Genomic DNA, 16,575 nt, shown 5'->3' on the forward strand with positions numbered 1-16,575 from the left:
GACATCGCGCTCGCCGGCCCCGCAGCGGAGGAGCGACAGCGACATGGCGAAACAGACGGTGGCCGAGCAGTTCGTCGACATCCTGGTGCGGGCCGGGGTGCGGCGGCTCTACGGAGTCGTCGGCGACAGCCTCAACCCCGTCGTGGACGCGGTCCGCCGCACCGCCGCGATCGACTGGGTCCAGGTCCGCCACGAAGAGGTCGCCGCCTTCGCGGCGGGCGCCGAGGCCCAGCTCACCGGGCGGCTGGCGGCCTGCGCCGGCTCCTGCGGCCCCGGCAACCTGCACCTGATCAACGGCCTCTTCGACGCCCACCGCTCGATGGCCCCGGTGCTCGCCCTCGCCTCGCACATCCCCTCCAGCGAGATCGGCACCGGCTTCTTCCAGGAGACCCACCCGGACCGGCTGTTCACCGAATGCAGCCACTACAGCGAGATGATCTCCAGCCGGGACCAGATGCCGCGGGTGCTCCAGACCGCCGTCCAGAACGCCATCGGGCTCAGCGGCGTCGCGGTCGTCTCGCTGCCCGGCGACATCGCCGACGAGGAGGCGCCCGAGCGTTCCATCGAGACCGCGCTGGTCACCTCGCGCCCCTCCGTACGCCCCGGGGACGCGGAGATCGACCAGCTGGTCCGGATGATCGAGGACGCCGGCAAGGTCACGCTCTTCTGCGGCAGCGGCACGGCGGGGGCGCACGCCGAGGTGATGGAGTTCGCCGAGCGCCTCAAGGCCCCGGTGGGCCACGCGCTGCGCGGCAAGGAGTGGATCCAGTACGACAACCCGTACGACGTCGGCATGAGCGGCCTGCTCGGCTACGGCGCCGCCTACGAGGCCACCCACGAGTGCGACCTGCTGATCCTGCTGGGCACGGACTTCCCGTACAACGCCTTCCTGCCGGACAACGTCAAGATCGTCCAGGTCGACGTACGCCCCGAACGGCTCGGCCGCCGCTCCAAGCTGGACCTCGCGGTCTGGGGCGACGTACGCGAGACGCTGCGCTGCCTCAACCCGCGCGTCACGCCCAAGAAGAGCCGCAAGTTCCTCGACCGGATGCTGAAGAAGCACGCCGACGCCCTGGAGGGCGTCGTCAAGGCCTACACCCGCAAGGTGGACAAGCACACGCCGATCCACCCCGAGTACGTCGCCTCCGTACTGGACGAGGAGGCGGCCGACGACGCGGTCTTCACGGTCGACACCGGGATGTGCAACGTCTGGGCGGCGCGCTACATCAGCCCCAACGGCCGCCGCAGGGTGATCGGTTCGTTCACCCACGGCTCGATGGCCAACGCGCTGCCGCAGGCGATCGGCGCGCAGTTCACCGACCGCCGCCGCCAGGTCGTCTCGATGTCCGGCGACGGCGGCTTCTCGATGCTGATGGGCGACTTCCTCACCCTCGTCCAGTACGACCTGCCGGTGAAGGTGGTCCTGTTCGACAACTCCTCGCTGGGCATGGTGGAGCTGGAGATGATGGTGGCCGGCCTCCCGTCGTACGGGACCACCAACCACAACCCGGACTTCGCGGCCATCGCGCGGGCGGCCGGGGCGTACGGCGTGCGGGTCGAGAAGCCGAAGGACGTGCGCGGCGCGCTGCGGGACGCCTTCAAGCACAAGGGGCCCGCCCTGGTCGACATCGTCACCGACCCCAACGCGCTGTCCATGCCGCCGAAGATCAGCAAGGACATGGTCCAGGGCTTCGCGCTCTCCGCCGGCAAGATCGTGCTGGACGGCGGCGTCGGCCGGATGCTCCAGATGGCCCGCTCCAATCTCCGGAATATTCCCCGCATCTGAGCCGGTGGCACACCCCTTCGCGCCCGGGTCCGCCGCCTCGCGGGCCGAAGCATGGCCCCGGGTCCGGTGGGCATGCATGACCGTGAAGCTGTTCGAGAGAGAGGGACCGGAAAGCGTACGGGGCGGGGAGGATGAAGCGTCAGTCTGTGCGGCGCGAGGACAGAGGCGGGCCGGCCGCCGGGCGCGAGGGCGTCCGCAACGGGACCCGGCTGCCCGGGACGATGGAACGCAAACTGCGGCACGCGGATCTGACGGCGGTGGCCGGGGTCCGCGCGGAGCTGCGCCAGTTGATGCGCCAGTGGGGGGAATCCGAAGACACCGACATAGCGGAGCTGCTCATCAGCGAGCTGGTCACCAACGCCCTCGTGCACACGAACGGGGGCGCCGTCGTGACCGCCACGGTCACCGACCGGCTGCGTGTGGAGGTACGGGACTTCGTCGGGCGGCGGCCCAGACTGCGCCCGCCGACATCGGACGGCACCTCGGGAAGGGGGCTGATGCTGGTGCACTCCCTCGCGGACGCGTGGGGGGTCAAGGCCCACGGCGTGGGCAAGTGCGTGTGGTTCGAGCTGGGCGGCGGACCGGCCTGAGGCCGGGGGTGCGGGCTCGGTCCGCCGCCGGTCAGCCGAACTGCTTCTCGATCTGGGCGAGTTTCTCCTCCAGCGAGTCCAGCCGGGGGAGCGCCTGGGTGTCGTCCTCGGCGGTCAGGTCCACCGTCCGCTGGTACGGGACCGCGGTCTCAGTGCCGGGGGCGTGCACGGCTTTCAGTGCCGGACGGGCGTTGACGGGGTGCAGGGGGTCGGACCCCGCGGAGAACGATCCGGGCGGCAGGGTTTCCGGGTCGGCGGCTATGGCGGGTTCCGCGCCGGCCTGCTGGGCGGCGGCGGGGGTGCCGTGTGCCGTCGGCGTGCCCGTCGTCAGCGGCAGCTGCCGGCCGCCGCGCCCGCGGCTCCAGTGCCGGTGCTGGCGGTTGATCGCCTTGATGCGGGCCCGGTCGAGTTTGTCCTGCTCGCGCCTGCGGTGACGGTTCTGCTCCTTCTGCCGCCGGTCCTCGCGTACCTCTTCGACTGCCTCGTCCAGCGTCCGTACGCCTTCCAGCAGCATCAGCGACCAGGCCCCGAAGGTCTCCCGGGGGGCCCGCAGCCACCGTACGACGCGGATCTGCGGCAGCGGGCGCGGCACCAGGCCCTGTTCGCGCAGGGCGGCCCGGCGGGTCTGCTTCAGCGCCCGGTCGAAGAGGACCGCCGCCGACAGCGACATCCCCGCGAAGAACTGCGGGGCGCCGTCGTGGCCGAATCCCCTGGGCGCGTGCACCCAGTTGAACCAGGCGGCGGCGCCCGCGAACAGCCAGACGAGCAGCCGCGAGCCGAGCGCCGCGTCGCCGTGGCTGGCCTCGCGCACGGCGAGCACGGAGCAGAACATCGCCGCGCCGTCGAGCCCGAAGGGCACCAGGTACTCCCAGCCTCCGGAGAGGTTGAGGTTGGTCACGCCGAAGCCGACCAGGCCGTGGAAGGAGAGTGCGGCCGCGACCGCGGCGCAGCAGAACAGCAGCAGGTACGAGGCGGTGCCGTACACGGCCTCCTTCCGGCGCCGGCGTTCCTCGGTGCGCTCCCAGGAGTCTTCGCCCGCCGCCGGTTCGGTCGTGCGCTTGCCGCGCCGGATCACGACCACGGCGGCGAGGATGCCGAAGAGCAGCAGGACCCCCGGAACCAGCCAATTCAGCGATATATCGGTCATTCTCATCCTGGGGCCCCTTGCTTCGGCGTACGCGGTTTCGCGCGACATCCTGGCGGAATCCGACCGCTCCGCCGGGGGATATTGCGCAAGAGAACGCCAAGGGGGGTGCGGGGGCCTACGGATAGGTGCGTTCGGTTCGAACTCCTCTAAGAAGAGACGCGGTTGGGTTCGAATGTGGCTACCCGAACGGGTGGTGTGGGGGTCAGGTGGTTGCGGTGAGGCGCTTGATGCGATCCGCGTCGCACGTCCGGGGGCACGTCACACAGGTGTCCTCGGGGCGCAGCGTGTAGAACATGCAGCAGCTCGCCCGGTCCCGCGTGGCGAGCGCCGCGCCGTCCGGGCCGGTCAGCTCGCGGAAGGCGGCGCCACCCACGTACGGGGCCGTGCCGCCCGGCAGCAGCCGCGCCAGCTCGGCCGTCGCGCGCGCCTCCTCGCCCAGCAGGTGGCCCACGTACCACAGCCCCTCGACGATCTCGTCCGAGGCCATGCCCCACAGGGCGCGCGGGCCGCGCCGCAGCAGGGGCCTGAAGCCGTCCAGGACCGGCCCGAGGTGCTCGGCGACCGCGCCGCGCACCTCGCCGCGCAGGGCCTCCTCGTCCGGTACGACCCGGGCGCCGGGCAGTTCCGCCGCCGGGTCGCCGGGCAGGCAGGCGAACGAGCGGACCCGTACCGCCATCCGGCCCAGCTCGCGGTGGTGGGCCACGTCCTGGACGGGCAGCCGCGGCACCCGGCGGTGCAGGAACCAGGGGACGGTGATCAGCAGGCAGGCGGGCCAGGCGTAGCGGTGCAGGGCGAAGGTGGCGACGACGTCGGCGCGTGCCCGCTGTCCGTAGTCCCGCACCACCTGGGCGTCGTCCCAGGCCAGGAAGGTGTCGCGGGCCTCGGCGTCGGTGGCCAGCGCGGCCGCGGTCACCCAGCCCGCGCCGCGCGGCGGGGCCGTCTCCCACTCCGACACCCGCAGTCCGGGGTAGACCTCGGTGAGCCGTGCGTAGGCGCCGGCCACCGGCTCCACGCGCGGCCGGGCGGCGAGCAGAGGAGGCATGCGGGACACCACCGTATCGCGATCGTTAGCAGGTAAGCCTTACCTTACCCGATCATCGCCGGGTTTGAACTGCCACAGGGTGCGCCTATGGTGCTGGAAAACGTGAGGAGGAATGCGCATGGAGCAGGGCAGAGCGGAACCGGCGCCGCGGCTGCGGGCGCAGGTGCCCGCACAGGGCGGCTCGCAGCCCGTGCGGGGCGGACACGCCGGCCACGACGGGCCAGGGGAACACTCCGGCGGGCACGCCGGGGCCGCCGTACCGCCCGACGGCGCGTACGAGCACCGGCCCGCCGTACCGGACCCTGCCACCGCGTTCGTGCCCGCGCCCGTGCCCCCTCGGGCCGCCGTGCCGCCCCGGCAGCCGCAGCGGCATTCCGTGCGCGGCCAGGTGCTGGCCGCGCTGCGCGAGGCCCTGATCTCCGGCGAACTGGTCCCCGGCGAGGTCTATTCGGCGCCCGCGCTCGCCGCGCGCTACGGCGTCTCCGCCACCCCGGTCCGGGAGGCCATGCAGCTCCTCGCCGGCGAGGGCGCGGTCGAGGTCGCGCCGAACCGCGGCTTCCGCGTCGCCGAGCGCACCCACCGCGACCTCGCCGAGCTGGCCGAGGTGCGCGCGATGCTGGAGGTCCCGGCGCTGCTCCGGCTGGCCAGGGCGCTGCCCGCGGAGCGGTGGGAGGAGCTGCGCCCGCTGGCCGCGGCGGGCGTCGCGGCCGCCGCACACGGCGACCGGGCCGGTTACGCGGAGGCGGACCGCGCCTTCCACCACGCGCTGATCGCCCTGACCGGCAACCGGCGGCTCGTGCAGGTCGCCGACGACCTGCACCGCCGTACGCAGTGGCCGGTCACCGGCGGCAGCGCGGCCCGCACGGCCGAACTGCTCGCCGCCGCGTCCGAGCACACGGCGCTGCTGGACGCCCTGATGGCGCGGGAGTACGCGATCGTGGAGCGGATCGCCCGCGATCACCTGTCCCCGGCCCGCCGCCCGCACTGAGCGCCGGCGGCGGACCGCTGCCGAAGGGGCACGCCGTGCCGCCTCAGGGGAGCAGCCGCTCCAGTGGCAGCGCCGCGACGTCGGCGGCGGGGCGGGAGAGGTACAGATCCGCGTGGTAGAAGCCGTCCGACTCCTTGCCCGTGGTCTCCAGGCCCCGCGTCCGGAGGGCGCCGAAGGCCGCCCGGCGTTCGGCGAGGTCGGCGAACCTGCGCTGGCGGAAGGTGCGCGCGGGCAGCCGCTCCGTCACCAGGCCCGTGCCGGCGAGGAGTTGGGCGACCGGCTCGTAGGACACGGTCCGCAGCACGAACGCGGCGATCCAGGGCGCGGTGGGCATACAGGCGAGCAGCCGGCCGAAGGTCGTGGCGGAGATGTAGCCCACGCCGCCGGTCACGGTGATCAGGTCGGTGCCGGCCAGGGCCCGCCGCAGCCGTTCGGTCGGCTCGGCGGCCTCCAGGTTCTCGGCGAACCCGGCGTCGAGGAGGCCGACGGCCTCCGCGTAGCCGACCGCGTGCCGGGCCGCGTCGAGGCCGACCGTCCGCACGGCCTCCGGCCGCCGCAGTTCGTCGAAGAACGCGCGGTCCTCGGTCGCCAGCCGCTGCGGCGTCATGCCGGGGGCGTCCGGTACGTCGGCGTACCGTTCGTACAGGTCGGCGAGGCTCAGCTTGTGGTTGAGCAGGGCGGCGTTGACGCCGTAGGAACAGCACAGGTCGAGGACCCGGAGCGGCGGGGGGCCGGGACGGCGCCGTTGCAGGGACTCGGTCAGCGTGCGGAAGACGAGCTGCCCGTGGTGCGGGATCTGGTAGTCGAGAGGGCGCAGCGTCCGGAAGTACGTACGTGGATCGGGGCAGTCGTAGATGTCCTCGAAGTCCGCCTTTCCCCAGTCGGAACCGGCCGATGTGTGCGGTGCTCCTGCTGCCAAGGTGTGGCCTCCTGAAAGGCGCTGCCGAAGGTCGGGAGTCGACCGCACCAGCATCCAGTGCCAAGTCGCCGCCAAACAGTGCGACTTGAGGCCAAATTCGGGGCGCGTGGGGCGCGTAGGAGGCTGGGCCTCCGCGGCCCGCCGCCGGGTGAGGTGCGGCGGGCCGTGCCCGGGCCGGCTACGAAGGCGCGGGTGACGCGGACGCCTGGGTGAGGTGCCCGGCCAGCCAGGACGGTACGCCGCCCATGAGGCGCAGGAGGCGGGCGGCCTCGGCGCGCAGCCCGGGTGCCTCCTCGGCGGGCGCCGCGTCGGCGAGGGCGGCCAGGGCCGGGGCCGTGCCGATCAGGTACCCCAACTCCTCCCGGATGCGCAGGGATTCGCCGAAGCCGTGCCGGGCCTCGGCCAGTTCGCCGTCGCGCAGGGCGAGTCCGGCGAGGTGGCGCCAGGTGAAGGACAGCAGCAGGGCGTCGCCGTGCGCGGTGGCGCCCGCGTGGGCGCGCCGGTAGGCGGCGCGGGCGGACTCCGGGCTGTCGGCGACGTGTTCGGCCATCAGCCCGCGCCGGAAGTCCAGCAGCGCGCGGCCGGGCGCCGCCGGGTCCAGCAGCGCGGCGGCCCTGCCGAGTGCGGAGCGGGCCTCGTCGGCGCGGTCGCGTACGCCCAGGACCGTGGCGGCGTACGCGAGGTGGCCGCGCTCGCAGGCCGCCGCGCCCCGCTCGTCGTTGTCGCCCGCCACCGCCTCGGCGGCGCGCAGCGCGTCCTCGGCCGCGGCCCAGCCGGTGGCGGTGAACATGCAGCGCTCCACCAGGAGCGCGGCGCGGTGGATCGCGTACGGGGGGTGGCCCGCCGCGTGTGGTTCCAGCAGGGCCGCCGCGTCGTCCCAGCAGCCGCGCGAGCGCAGCCGCCACACGGCCCGGTCCAGGGCGTCCGCCCCGGCCGCGGATCTGGCCGCCGGAACATCCGGCGCCGGTTCCGCGGGATCCGCGGAGTCTGCTGCCCTTGACATGGCGGTGTCCGCCACATTGCCCTCCCCGAGCGCGCCATTGAGCTGGAACTGGAAGCAGTGGGCGCATCTCAGCACGAATCACATGGTGCGGCCAAGGGGGAAGGTGAATGATTTCACAATCTCTCCTGCGGTCCGGACGGCCGGTGCCGCGGCCTGGTACGGGCGGCGTACGGCGTCCCCGGGGGAGGCGGGGTGCTTCGTACGCCGGTGGGCCGTGCCGCCGGGATGCGTCCGAACGGGTGATGCCGGTACGGGATTTGCCGGGGACGGCCGCGGATTTGCTGACGCTGGGTCAGCACCCGTAGCACGGTGGTGCGTTGCCCGTCCGGACGACGGGCGGCGCAAACCGGCCATCCCGTCGTGGCCGGATGCGCACGGGTCCGCGCCTCAGCTCATCCGCAGCGCCAGGAAGAAGTCGAGCTTGTCCTCCAGGCGCGACAGGTCGCGGCCGGTGAGCTGTTCGATGCGGCCGACGCGGTAGCGCAGGGTGTTGACGTGCAGGTGGAGGCGGGTGGCGCAGCGGGTCCAGGAGCCGTCGCAGTCGAGGAAGGCCTCCAGGGTGGTGATCAGCTCGGCGCGGTGGCGGCGGTCGTAGTCGCGCAGCGGGTCCAGGAGGCGGGCGGTGAAGGCGCGGCGCACGTCGTCCGGGACGAACGGCAGGAGCAGGACGTGCGAGGCGAGTTCCTCGTGGCCCGCGGCGCAGACCCGGCCGGAGCGGGCGGCGGCGACCCGGCGCGCGTGCCGGGCCTCCTCCAGGGCGCCGCGCAGGCCCTCGGCGGAGTGCACGGAGGCGCTGACGCCGATCGTCAGGCGGCCGTCGTCGGCCAGCCCCCGGGTCAGCGGTTCCCGGACGACGGACAGCAGCGTGTCGGCCTGGAGGCCGGTGGCGGGCGTGTCACGGGCGTCCCGCGCGCCGTCGTCGTCCGGTACGGCCGGCAGCGGGACCAGGGCCACCGCCTCGTCGCCGGTGTGCGCGACGGCGATCCGGTCGGAGGGGTCGGGCCCGAACGTGCCGGGGTCGACCAGGACCTCTTCCAGGAGCGTCTGGGCGACCGGCCCGCCGGGCACGTCCCCGCCCGACCACTCGACGCGGGCGACGACGACCTGCCAGTGCGGCGCCGTGCCCAGCCCCGGCAGCAGCACCGGCGCGGCCACCCGCAGGCGGGCCGCGATCTCGGCGGGCGCGGCGCCCGTCTGGACCAGTTCGAGGACCTCCTGCGCGAGGCGCCTGCGCACCGTGCGGGCCGCGTCACGGCGGTCGCGTTCGACGGCGATGAGCTGGGTGACGCCGTGCAGCAGGTCCAGGCGCTCCTCGGCCCAGTCGCCCGCGTCCGCCTCGACGGCCAGCAGCCAGTCGGAGAGCACCGTCTCGCGCAGGTCCCGGCCGCTGCCGCGGATGGGGAACAGGGAGTACGCGGTGCCGCCGAGGGTGAGCCGGCAGGGCCCGCGGCGGCCGGTGCGGGAGGCGGCCAGGTGCTCGCCGGCCAGCCGTGCCGCGGTCTCGGCGGGCAGTTCGGGGCCGGCGTCCGCCAGGGTGGACCCGGCGATCTGGCGGCCGGTGGGGGACAGCACCCAGGCGCGCAGGTCCAGGTCCGAGCCGAGCAGGTCGAGGACCACTTCGGGGCCGCCGCCCGCGGGGCCCGAGGTCATCAGGCGGCGGTGCCGGTCGACCACGGCGGCCAGGTCGCCGGCCCGCTCGCCGGAGACCTGGCGCACGACGTACTCGGTGATGGAGGCGAAGGAGACGTCCTCGACGACGGAGAAGAGCGGGAGATGGTGACGGGAGCATGCCACAACGAGATCGTCCGGCACCGAGCCCAGCTCCGCCTCGCCCGCCGCGAGACCGGCGACCCCGGCCGAGGCCAGGATGCGCACGAAGCGCTCGGAGTCCGCCGGCTCGCGGCGCCAGGCCAGCCCGGTCAGCACCAGCTCGCCGCCGGACAGGTAGCGGCTGGGGTCGCGCAGGTCGGTGGTCATCACGCCGCGCACCGTGCGGTCCAGTTCCTCGCCGCCGCCCAGCAGGCGCAGGCCGAGCGTGCCGGTGTCCAAAAGTGCGCGGAGCCGCATGACCTCGCCCGCCGATCTTTGCTGTCTTGTGTTGCCGGTGGAATGCCGCGAGGTTTCTGGGCCCCGCCTTTCGTTCGAATCTACAAGACATGCGCCGTGGCCAGCCAACCGCTTCATGGTTTCGGTGACTGCACCCGGTGGGTACGGGGCGCGTTCACTGGGCCTCACCGCACGAACGAGACACGAACGGCCCCCTCGGGTCGAGGGCCGACGGTCCCCGCCGCAGGCGGCGGACGACCTGATTTCGCAGCAGCCGGTGCCCCGGCGTTCCGGCGCGCCGAAGATTCACAGAAGAGAGCCTCGAATGGACTTCCTTCGCCCCGCCAGCTGGGAGGAGGCGCTCGCCGCCAAGGCCGAGCACCCCACCGCTGTGCCGATCGCGGGCGGCACGGACGTGATGGTCGAGATCAACTTCGACCACCGCCGCCCCGAGCACCTGCTCGACCTCAACCGCATCGACGACCTGCGGGAGTGGGAGGTGGGCGAGGAGACCGTACGGCTGGGCGCGTCCGTGCCGTACACGCAGATCATGGAGCACCTCCGGGCCGAGCTGCCAGGGCTCGCGCTCGCCTCGCACACCGTGGCCTCCCCGCAGATCCGCAACCGCGGCGGCGTCGGCGGCAACCTGGGCACCGCCTCCCCGGCCGGCGACGCGCACCCGGCGCTGCTCGCCTCCGGCGGCGAGGTCGAGGCGGAGTCCGTACGCGGCCGCCGCATGATCCCCGTCGACGACTTCTACCTGGGCGTCAAGCGCAACGCGCTGGAGCCGGACGAGCTGATCCGCGCCGTGCACCTGCCCAAGGCGGACGGGCCGCAGCAGTTCTCCAAGGTCGGCACCCGCAACGCGATGGTCATCGCGGTGTGCGCCTTCGGCCTCGCGCTGCACCCGCGCACCCGCACGGTACGGACCGGCATCGGCTCGGCCGCGCCCACCCCCGTACGGGCCGAGGCCGCCGAGGAATTCCTGACGGCGGCGCTGGAGGAGGGCGGCTTCTGGGAGTCGGGGAGGCCCGTTCCGCCGTCCGTGGCGAAGCGGTTCGCCGAGCTGGCGGCCGGCGCCTGCAACCCGATCGACGACGTGCGCGGCAGCGCGAAGTACCGGCGCCACGCGGTAGGGATCATGGCGCGCCGCACCCTCGGCTGGACCTGGGAGTCCTACCGCGGCAACGAGAGGAGCGCCCAGTGCGCGTGAACTTCACCGTCAACGGCCGCGAACAGCAGGCCGACGACGTATGGGAAGGCGAGAGCCTGCTGTACGTGCTGCGCGAGCGGATGGGCCTGCCGGGCTCGAAGAACGCCTGCGAGCAGGGCGAATGCGGCTCCTGCACGGTCCGTCTGGACGGCGTGCCGGTGTGCTCGTGCCTGGTCGCGGCCGGGCAGGCCGAGGGCCGCGAGGTCGTCACCGTCGAAGGGCTCGCGGACTTCGCCGAGGAGCGCGCGCGGCGCGGCGGCTGCGCCACCGGCACCTGCGGCACCGCGGCCGGTACGAGCATGGACGCCGCGCAGGCCTGGCAGGCCTGGCAGGCCAAGCCGGCGGGCGCCGGCAGCCGGACGGGTGGTGACCAGGTCAGACTGGCGCCGGTGCAGCAGGCGTTCATCGACGCGGGCGCCGTCCAGTGCGGCTTCTGCACGCCGGGCCTGCTCGTCGCCGCCGACGAGCTGCTGGAGCGCAACGCCCAGCCGTCCGACGCGGACATCCGCGAGGCGCTGTCCGGCAACCTGTGCCGCTGCACGGGCTACGAGAAGATCCTCGACGCGGTACGGCTCGCCGCCGCCCGCGGCGACGCGCAGACCACCGGAACGGGGGCCTGACCATGGCCGGAGTCACCCGCACACCCACCCACCTGACCCAGGGCGGCAAGACCGACGCGGGCATCGGCGCCTCCACGCTGCGCCCGGACGGCACCCTCAAGGTGACCGGCGAGTTCGCGTACTCCTCGGACCTGTGGCACGAGGACATGCTGTGGGGCTTCACCCTGCGCTCCACCGTCGCGCACGCCGAGATCGTCTCCATCGACACCTCCGAGGCGCTCGCCCAGTCCGGCGTGTACGCGGTCCTCACCTACGACGACCTGCCCACGGACGTGAAGAACTACGGCCTGGAGATCCAGGACACGCCCGTACTGGCGCACGGCAAGGTCCGCCACCACGGCGAGCCGGTCGCGCTGGTCGCCGCCGACCACCCGGAGACCGCCCGCCGCGCCGCCGCCAAGATCAAAATCGAGTACGCCGAACTGCCGCTGGTCACCGACGAGGAGTCGGCGACCCGCGAGGGCGCGCCGCTGGTCCACGAGCACCGCGACGACGACCACGCCGGACACGTACCGCACCCGAACATCGTGCACCGCCAGCCGATCGTGCGCGGCGACGCCGAGGCCGCGGCCCGCCGCGCCGATGTGATCGTGACCGGCGAGTACGTCTTCGGCATGCAGGACCAGGCGTTCCTCGGCCCGGAGTCCGGCCTCGCGGTGCCCGCCGAGGACGGCGGCGTCGACCTGTACGTGGCCACCCAGTGGCTGCACTCCGACCTGCGCCAGATCGCGCCGGTCCTCGGCCTGCCCGAGGACAAGGTCCGCATGACGCTCTCCGGCGTCGGCGGTGCCTTCGGCGGCCGCGAGGACCTGTCGATGCAGATCCACGCCTGCCTGCTCGCGCTGCGCACCGGCAAGCCCGTCAAGATCGTCTACAACCGGTTCGAGTCCTTCTTCGGGCACGTCCACCGGCACCCCGCCAAGCTCCGGTACGAGCACGGCGCCACCAAGGACGGCAAGCTCACCCACCTGAAGTGCCGCATCGTGCTGGACGGCGGCGCCTACGCGTCCGCCTCCCCGGCCGTCGTCGGCAACGCCTCCTCCCTCGCGGTCGGCCCGTACGCCGTCGACGACGTGGACATCGAGGCCATCGCCCTGTACTCGAACAACCCGCCCTGCGGCGCCATGCGCGGCTTCGGCGCCGTCCAGGCGTGCTTCGCGTACGAGGCGCAGATGGACAAGCTCGCCGCGAAGCTGGGCATGGACCCGGTCGAGTTCCGGCAGGTGAACGCCATGGAGCAGGGCACCCTGCTGCCGACCGGGCAGGTGGTCGACTCCCCGGCGCCGGTCGCCGAACTGCTGCGCCGCGTCAAGGCGATGCCGCTGCCGCCGGAGAACCAGTGGGAGACCACCGAGGGCGCCGACGTCCGCGCGCTGCCCGGCGGGCTGTCCAACACCACGCACGGCGAGGACGTCGTACGCGGCATCGGTTACGCCGTCGGCATCAAGAACGTCGGCTTCTCCGAGGGCTTCGACGACTACTCCACCGCCCGCGTCCGCGTGGAGGTCGTCGGCGGCGAGGCGGTCGCGACCGTGCACACCGCGATGGCGGAGGTCGGCCAGGGCGGCGTCACCGTCCACGCGCAGATCGCCCGTACCGAACTGGGCGTCGAGCAGGTCACCATCCACCCCGCCGACACCCGGGTCGGCTCGGCGGGCTCCACCTCCGCCTCCCGGCAGACCTACGTCACCGGCGGCGCGGTGAAGAACACCTGCGAGCACGTGCGCGAAAAGGTCCTGGAGCTGGGCCGCCGCAAGTTCGGCACCTACCACCCGGCGTGGGCCACCGCCGAACTCCTGCTGGAGGGCGGCAAGGTCGTCACCGACGGCGGCGAGGTGCTCGCCGACCTCGCGGACGTCCTGGAGGACGAGGTCGTCGACCTCGAACTCGAATGGCGGCACCGCCCCACCGAGCCGTTCGACCTGCGCACCGGCCAGGGCAACGGCCACGTCCAGTACTCCTTCGCCGCGCACCGCGCGGTCGTCGAGGTGGACACCGGACTCGGCCTGGTCAAGGTCGTCGAACTGGCGTGTGCCCAGGACGTCGGCAAGGCGCTCAACCCGCTCTCCGTCGTCGGCCAGATCCAGGGCGGCACGACGCAGGGCCTCGGCGTCGCGGTGATGGAGGAGATCATCGTCGACCCGAAGACCGCGAAGGTGCGCAACCCCTCCTTCACGGACTACCTGATCCCCACCATCCTCGACACGCCGACCATCCCGGTCGACGTGCTCGAACTCGCCGACGAGCACGCCCCGTACGGGCTGCGCGGCATCGGCGAGGCCCCCACCCTGTCGTCCACCCCGGCCGTCCTCGCGGCGATCCGGAACGCGACCGGGCTGGAACTGAACAAGACTCCGGTCCGCCCGGAGCACCTGACCGGCACATAGCCGCCGGCGGAACGGCCGTACGCGGTGCACCCACCGCCGTACGGCCGCCCCGCCGCCGCTACCTGGGCCGTCCCCCGGGTCGTGCAGCCGACGTTCCATCCCAAATCTCGCGGCGCGGTGCGCGCGTGACGCGAGGGCCCCTATGAACCTTGGGAGTAAGGCACCATGACCCAGCAGTCCCTGGAGCCGAAGACCACGGCGGACGACGCGGGCACCGGCACGCGTCAGCCCGCCGGCCGGTCCTGGCTCGACCGGTACTTCCACATATCCGACAGAGGGTCGACGGTCGCGCGCGAGGTGCGCGGCGGCATCACCACCTTCATGGCGATGTGTTACATCCTCCTGCTCAACCCCCTCATCCTGGCCACGCCGGACGTCGAGAAGAACACCCTGGCGAGCGCCGGGGTGGTGACGGCCACGGCGCTCGGCGCGGCGCTCTGCACGCTGCTGATGGGCTTCGTCGGCAAGGTGCCGCTGGCCCTGGCCGCCGGGCTGAACGTCTCGGCGGCGCTGACCTCGCAGGTCGTCCCGTACATGACGTGGCCGCAGGCCATGGGGATGTGCGTGCTGTACGGCGTGGTCATCATGCTCCTGGTGGTCACCGGGCTACGCGAGATGATCATGAACGCCATCCCGCCGGCCCTCAAGCACGCCATCACCATGGGCATCGGCATGTTCGTCGCCCTGCTCGGCCTGGTGAAGGCCGGCTTCGTCGGCAAGGGCACCGGCGGCCCCGTACAGCTCGGCCCGACCGGCGAACTCTCCGGCTGGCCGGTCCTCTTCTTCGCCGTCACCCTGCTGCTGATCTTCATGCTCCAGGCCCGTAACGTCCCCGGCGCCATCCTCATCGGCATCGTCGTCGGCACCATCCTGTCCGTGCTCGCCACCACCCTCGGCGGCCTCACCGACAAGGACTGGGGCGGCACCTCGCCCGAACTGCACGGCAGCGCCGTCGCCCCGCCCGACTTCGGGCTCTTCGGGCACGTCGAGTTCGGCGGCTGGGACCAGATCGGTGCCATCACCGTCGGCATGATCGTCTTCACCCTGGTCCTCGCCGGGTTCTTCGACGCCATGGCCACCATCATCGGCGTCGGTACGGAGGCCGGGCTCGCCGACGCCAAGGGCCGGATGCCGGGCCTCTCCAAGGCGCTGTTCGTGGACGGCGCCGGCGGCGCGATCGGCGGTGTCGCGGGCGCGTCGGGGCAGACCGTGTTCATCGAGTCGGCCAGCGGCGTCGGCGAGGGCGCCCGTACCGGCCTGTCCTCGGTCGTCACCGGCCTGTTCTTCGCGGCCTGCCTCTTCTTCACCCCGCTCACCCAGCTCGTGCCCGCCCAGGTCGCCGCGGCCGCCCTCGTCGTCATCGGCTCGATGATGATGAGTGCCGCCAAGCACGTGGACTGGAGCGACCGATCGGTGTCGATCCCGGTGTTCCTCACCGTGGCACTGATGCCCTTCACGTACAACATCACCGCGGGGGTCGGCGCCGGCGTCATCGCCTACACCGCCATCAAGACCGCGCAGGGCAAGTGGCGGGAGGTCGGCGCCTTCATGTGGGTACTCGCTCTGGTCTTCCTTTGCTACTTCTCGCTGCACCCCATCGAGAACTGGCTGGGCGCCAAGTAACGCCCGCCCCTCCCGCATCCACCCGTAAGGAGACCGACATGCTGGACATCGCCGACGAGCTGCACCGGTGGGCCCGGCAGGGACGACCCTTCGCGGTGGCCACCGTCGTGGCCACCAGCGGCAGCGCGCCCCGCCAGCCGGGCGCCGCACTGGCCGTCGACGACGACGGCACGGCAGTCGGGTCGGTCTCCGGCGGATGCGTGGAAGGCGCGGTCTACGAACTGTGCCAGGAAGCGCTCCGGACCGGGGAGACGCTCCTCGAACGCTTCGGCTACAGCGACGAGGACGCCTTCGCGGTCGGCCTGACCTGCGGCGGCGTCATCGACATCCTGATCACGCCGGTGGGGGCACCGGCGCCCGGCGAGCCCGCGGGCAACGCCGGCACCCTCACCGCCGCCCTGTCCGCCGCCGCATCGGGCGACGCGGCGGCGGTGGCCAGGGTCGTCGGCGGCCCGGCCCGCCTGCTGGGCCGCGCGCTGCTCGTACGCCCCGACGGCAGCGTCACCGGCACCCTCGGCGGCCACCCGGAACTGGACCGCACCGCCGTCCACGAAACCCGCGCCCTCCTGGACGCGGGCCGCACCGCCACCGTCGAGATCGGCGCGGACGGCTCCCGCTGCGGCGAGCCCGTCCGCCTCCTCGTCGAGTCCTCCGTGCCCGCCCCCCGCATGATCGTCTTCGGTGCCATCGACTTCGCCGCCGCCCTCGTGCGCGCCGGGAAGTTCCTCGGCTACCACGTCACCGTCTGCGACGCCCGCCCCGTCTTCGCCACCCGCGCCCGCTTCCCCGAGGCGGACCGGATCGTCGTCGACTGGCCGCACCGCTACCTCGAAACCCAGGACCTCGACGCCCGCACCGCGCTGTGCGCCCTCACCCACGACGCCAAGTTCGACGTCCCGCTCCTGGAACGCGCCCTGCGGCTCCCCGTCGCCTACGTCGGCGCCATGGGCTCCCGCCGCACCCACCTGGACCGCCTGGACCGCCTGCGCGCCGTCGGCCTGACCGAACTCGAACTCAACCGCCTGCGCTCACCGATCGGCCTCGACCTCGGCGCCCGCACCCCCGAGGAAACCGCCCTCTCCATCGCCGCCGAGATCGTCGCCAACCGCCGCGGCGGCACCGGCACCCCCCTCACCGGCGCCCACACCCCCATCCACCACGACGCGCCCGCGGCCCTGGACCGCATAGGGCCGGCTTCGGTGGCGTGAGGC

At 73.2% G+C, this 16,575-nt stretch carries 13 protein-coding genes; 8 read left to right on the plus strand and 5 right to left on the minus strand.

The genetic code is table 11. The features are described 5' to 3' along the window. The first annotated feature begins 43 nt into the window (after positions 1-43). Both ACH4K4_RS27460 and ACH4K4_RS27465 read left to right on the plus strand, forming a co-directional pair. Entirely contained in the window at positions 44-1,786 is a 1,743-nt protein-coding gene (locus tag ACH4K4_RS27460) for a pyruvate dehydrogenase (RefSeq protein WP_398170897.1), read from the plus strand. Between the two features lie 131 nt (positions 1,787-1,917). After that, positions 1,918-2,376, plus strand: coding sequence for an ATP-binding protein (locus ACH4K4_RS27465; protein WP_398170898.1), 459 nt, complete (start codon positions 1,918-1,920; stop codon positions 2,374-2,376). 31 nt (positions 2,377-2,407) lie between these two features. Here the strand turns inward: ACH4K4_RS27465 and ACH4K4_RS27470 are convergent, their stop codons facing one another. Next, positions 2,408-3,529, minus strand: coding sequence for a DUF2637 domain-containing protein (locus tag ACH4K4_RS27470; RefSeq protein ID WP_398170900.1), 1,122 nt, complete (start codon positions 3,527-3,529; stop codon positions 2,408-2,410). Between the two features lie 196 nt (positions 3,530-3,725). Continuing rightward, complete coding sequence (locus tag ACH4K4_RS27475) at positions 3,726-4,565, minus strand: (2Fe-2S)-binding protein (protein WP_398170902.1); 840 nt, start codon at positions 4,563-4,565, stop codon at positions 3,726-3,728. A 118-nt stretch (positions 4,566-4,683) separates the two neighbouring features. Here ACH4K4_RS27475 and ACH4K4_RS27480 point away from each other — a divergent pair, with 118 nt between their 5' ends. Continuing rightward, positions 4,684-5,553, plus strand: coding sequence for a GntR family transcriptional regulator (locus ACH4K4_RS27480; protein ID WP_398170903.1), 870 nt, complete (start codon positions 4,684-4,686; stop codon positions 5,551-5,553). Between the two features lie 43 nt (positions 5,554-5,596). On the opposite strand, the gene ACH4K4_RS27485 is transcribed toward ACH4K4_RS27480, so the two are convergent. From ACH4K4_RS27485 to ACH4K4_RS27495, 3 genes are all read right to left on the minus strand, one after another. Then, a complete protein-coding gene (locus tag ACH4K4_RS27485; protein WP_398170904.1) occupies positions 5,597-6,472 on the minus strand; it encodes a hypothetical protein in 876 nt (291 codons plus the stop codon). Between the two features lie 178 nt (positions 6,473-6,650). Further along, positions 6,651-7,475, minus strand: coding sequence for a hypothetical protein (locus ACH4K4_RS27490; RefSeq protein ID WP_398171053.1), 825 nt, complete (start codon positions 7,473-7,475; stop codon positions 6,651-6,653). A 387-nt stretch (positions 7,476-7,862) separates the two neighbouring features. After that, positions 7,863-9,542, minus strand: coding sequence for a PucR family transcriptional regulator (locus ACH4K4_RS27495; protein WP_398170906.1), 1,680 nt, complete (start codon positions 9,540-9,542; stop codon positions 7,863-7,865). Positions 9,543-9,846: 304 nt separating this feature from the next. Between ACH4K4_RS27495 and ACH4K4_RS27500 the strand changes: the two genes are divergently transcribed. The 5 genes from ACH4K4_RS27500 to ACH4K4_RS27520 all read left to right on the plus strand — a co-directional run bounded on the left by ACH4K4_RS27500 (position 9,847) and on the right by ACH4K4_RS27520 (position 16,572). After that, positions 9,847-10,734: an FAD binding domain-containing protein gene (locus tag ACH4K4_RS27500; protein WP_398170907.1), complete on the plus strand. Its 888-nt coding sequence runs from the start codon at positions 9,847-9,849 to the stop codon at positions 10,732-10,734. Next, complete coding sequence (locus ACH4K4_RS27505) at positions 10,725-11,354, plus strand: (2Fe-2S)-binding protein (protein WP_398170909.1); 630 nt, start codon at positions 10,725-10,727, stop codon at positions 11,352-11,354. The genes ACH4K4_RS27500 and ACH4K4_RS27505 overlap by 10 nt, the downstream gene beginning before the upstream one ends. Before the next feature lie 2 nt (positions 11,355-11,356). Next, complete coding sequence (locus ACH4K4_RS27510) at positions 11,357-13,741, plus strand: xanthine dehydrogenase family protein molybdopterin-binding subunit (RefSeq protein ID WP_398170910.1); 2,385 nt, start codon at positions 11,357-11,359, stop codon at positions 13,739-13,741. A 165-nt stretch (positions 13,742-13,906) separates the two neighbouring features. Continuing rightward, positions 13,907-15,364 carry an NCS2 family permease gene (locus ACH4K4_RS27515; protein ID WP_398170911.1) on the plus strand — a complete coding sequence of 486 codons (1,458 nt, stop codon included), beginning with the start codon at positions 13,907-13,909 and terminating at the stop codon, positions 15,362-15,364. A 38-nt stretch (positions 15,365-15,402) separates the two neighbouring features. Next, positions 15,403-16,572: an XdhC family protein gene (locus ACH4K4_RS27520; RefSeq protein ID WP_398170913.1), complete on the plus strand. Its 1,170-nt coding sequence runs from the start codon at positions 15,403-15,405 to the stop codon at positions 16,570-16,572. Positions 16,573-16,575: the final 3 nt, after the last annotated feature.

The sequence above is a fragment of the Streptomyces sp. NPDC017529 genome (assembly GCF_044329785.1).
Lineage (GTDB): Bacteria > Actinomycetota > Actinomycetes > Streptomycetales > Streptomycetaceae > Streptomyces.

Excerpts from the sequence above, each read along its gene's own strand:
- ACH4K4_RS27460 (WP_398170897.1), top strand. The coding sequence starts at position 44 with ATGGCGAAACAGACGGTGGCCGAGCAGTTCGTCGACATCCTGGTGCGG.
- ACH4K4_RS27465 (WP_398170898.1), top strand. The coding sequence starts at position 1,918 with ATGAAGCGTCAGTCTGTGCGGCGCGAGGACAGAGGCGGGCCGGCCGCC.
- ACH4K4_RS27470 (WP_398170900.1), bottom strand. The coding sequence starts at position 3,529 with ATGAGAATGACCGATATATCGCTGAATTGGCTGGTTCCGGGGGTCCTG.
- ACH4K4_RS27475 (WP_398170902.1), bottom strand. The coding sequence starts at position 4,565 with ATGCCTCCTCTGCTCGCCGCCCGGCCGCGCGTGGAGCCGGTGGCCGGC.
- ACH4K4_RS27480 (WP_398170903.1), top strand. The coding sequence starts at position 4,684 with ATGGAGCAGGGCAGAGCGGAACCGGCGCCGCGGCTGCGGGCGCAGGTG.
- ACH4K4_RS27490 (WP_398171053.1), bottom strand. The coding sequence starts at position 7,475 with ATGTCAAGGGCAGCAGACTCCGCGGATCCCGCGGAACCGGCGCCGGAT.
- ACH4K4_RS27495 (WP_398170906.1), bottom strand. The coding sequence starts at position 9,542 with ATGCGGCTCCGCGCACTTTTGGACACCGGCACGCTCGGCCTGCGCCTG.
- ACH4K4_RS27500 (WP_398170907.1), top strand. The coding sequence starts at position 9,847 with ATGGACTTCCTTCGCCCCGCCAGCTGGGAGGAGGCGCTCGCCGCCAAG.
- ACH4K4_RS27510 (WP_398170910.1), top strand. The coding sequence starts at position 11,357 with ATGGCCGGAGTCACCCGCACACCCACCCACCTGACCCAGGGCGGCAAG.
- ACH4K4_RS27515 (WP_398170911.1), top strand. The coding sequence starts at position 13,907 with ATGACCCAGCAGTCCCTGGAGCCGAAGACCACGGCGGACGACGCGGGC.
- ACH4K4_RS27520 (WP_398170913.1), top strand. The coding sequence starts at position 15,403 with ATGCTGGACATCGCCGACGAGCTGCACCGGTGGGCCCGGCAGGGACGA.